The sequence below is a fragment of the Actinocorallia lasiicapitis genome, from assembly GCF_054778695.1.
Genome location: NZ_BAAGZI010000620.1, coordinates 1 through 2,138, shown reverse-complemented (window position 1 = coordinate 2,138; position 2,138 = coordinate 1). Strand labels below are relative to the sequence as shown.

Genomic DNA, 2,138 nt, shown 5'->3' with positions numbered 1-2,138 from the left:
CCGCACCTCCTGCGGCCCGCCCGGCTCGGCCTGGACGGTCGCGGGCGCGAACTCCGAGTCCAGGGCCACCACGGCGCCGTCGCGCAGCAGCCGGGCAGCCCGCCCGGACGGGTCGAGCATCCGGCCCTCGCTGTACAGGGCGATCCGGGCGACGTTCCCGTCGTGGCCGGGGCCGAGGCCGCTCAGGCTGCGCGCCACCGACGAGACCGTCATGTCGTCATCGCCTTCGACGACCACGTCACGCGGTCCGCCGCTCGTCAACGCCGTAAGGGAGATCCGCACGCAAGGCTCCGACTTCACCGGGGGGACGATGACCTCCCCACCCTAGTGAGGCGGCCCCGGGGAAGCAGCAGGAAACCGGACCTCCCGCCCCGACCGCTCCGTTTTCGTGGTCAGACAGCTGTCAGCACGAGTGATTGTTGTGACGAACCGAATGGCTAATACGGGTTTAAAGATCACAGGATCTGGAGAAGGTGGAATCGGCTGAATGGCTGCTTCGCAGGTCGGGCCGTGTGTGGTCAGAGTAGCCCTGTGGGGCACAGGGAATGCGGTGAAAGACGTTAATTTCCCACTGCCGGTCACGGGAAAGTGTCAGCTACTGGAATCCGTTGACGTGGTCTTGTCAAGGGCGCGAGCATGACCCAGATGAGGACCAGTCAGCCGACCGCCGCCAACGCCGGCACCCACGGACTGGGTGCGGGCCCCGCGGCGCAGCGCCTTCCCGTGGCGCCGAGAGAACGCAAGCCCGCACTGGCGGCGCTCGCGGTCCTGTTGATTCTCGGCGGCGCCCTGGTCAGCGCGTATCTCGTCATCAACAGCGGCAAACGCGTCTCGGCGATCAGGATCATCGAGCCGGTGGCGGCGGGCCAGCAGATCCCGGCGAGCGCCCTGCAAGAGGTCCAGATCGGCAACACCGGCATCGACTACGTCCGGTGGTCGTCCAAGAACGAGGTCACCCAGACCTACGCTTCGGTCGGACTGGTCGAGGGCACCCTGCTGACCAGCGGAATGACGACCAGAGCCAAGGACGGGCTCAAAGGCCGGGTGATCGTCGGGCTCTCGCTGAAAGCCGCGCAGATGCCCGCCGAGAAGCTGAGCAGCGGGCAGACCGTCGCGCTCTACGCCGTTGCGGGACGCAGCGAGTCGGCGCTCGCCAAACCGGGCATCCTGCTCGTCTCCGACGCGATCGTCAGCAAGGTCGTCTTCAACGGCGGGCGGACCGGCACGGGCACCACCGAAGTGTCGGTCGCGGTGCCGCCCGAGTTCGCCGCCGCGCTCAGCCAGGCGGCCTCCAGCGGCGGCATCGTCGCGGTGTACGTCCCGCCGGGCACCGTCCTGCCGAAGGCGACCCCGCCCGTGGTGAAGCCCCAGCCGAAGCCGGGCGGGTGACCGGGTGGCACTGATCGCGCTCGCCGCCGACAAGGGCGCCCCGGGAGTGACGACCGCCGCGGTCGCCCTCGGCGCCGTCTGGCCGCGCCCCGTCATGGTCGCCGAATGCGATCTGGCGGGCGGCGACCTCGTCCACCGGCTGCCCGCCGAGAACGGGATGCTCGACCCGTCCAAGGGGCTGCTGTCGCTGGCCGCCTCAGCGCGGCGCGGGCTCCGTCCCGAGCAGATCGCCCCGCACACCCAGCGGCTCACCGGCGGGCTCGACGTCCTGGTCGGGCTGACCAACGCCGAACAGGCCGCCGGGATGACCTGGCTGTGGAACCCGCTCGGCCGGTCCTTCGCGATCCTGCCGGGCATCGACGTCATCGCCGACTGCGGGCGGCTCGGCCCGCACAGCGCGCTCATCGACCTGATGCGCGAAGCCGACATGGTCGTCCTGCTCACCCATGCCTCGGTCGACCACGTGGCGCATCTGCGGGAGCGGATCGCGGCGCTCGCCGCCGACCTGCCGAAGCAGCGCGCCCATCTGGGCGTCGTCGTGGTCGCCGACCCGCGCGGCTTCCGCGGCGCGATCGGCGAGGTCGAACGGATCCTCGCGCAGTCCAAGCTGCCCGCGACGGTCCTCGGCGGGCTCGCCTACGACCCCAAGGGCGCGCACCTGCTGCGCGGACCGTGGGCGGGCCGGCTCGACAAGTCGCTGCTGATCAGGTCGGCGCGGGAGCTCGCCGCGAACCTGCTGCAGCGGCCCG

3 protein-coding genes are annotated in these 2,138 nt (G+C 70.8%); 2 read left to right on the top strand and 1 reads right to left on the bottom strand.

What is annotated here, in order from left to right:
- Nucleotides 1-282 (bottom strand): hypothetical protein (locus ACYVE7_RS32995; RefSeq protein ID WP_460370374.1); only part of this gene is annotated, 282 nt, incomplete at its 3' end.
- A gap of 363 nt (nt 283-645) precedes the next feature.
- Here ACYVE7_RS32995 and ACYVE7_RS32990 point away from each other — a divergent pair.
- On the top strand, nt 646-1,389 hold the full coding sequence (locus ACYVE7_RS32990) for a hypothetical protein (protein ID WP_460370372.1): 744 nt from the start codon (nt 646-648) through the stop codon (nt 1,387-1,389).
- Nucleotides 1,390-1,393: 4 nt separating this feature from the next.
- Nucleotides 1,394-2,138: MinD/ParA family ATP-binding protein (locus ACYVE7_RS32985; RefSeq protein ID WP_460370370.1), on the top strand; the 745-nt coding region annotated here is incomplete at its 3' end.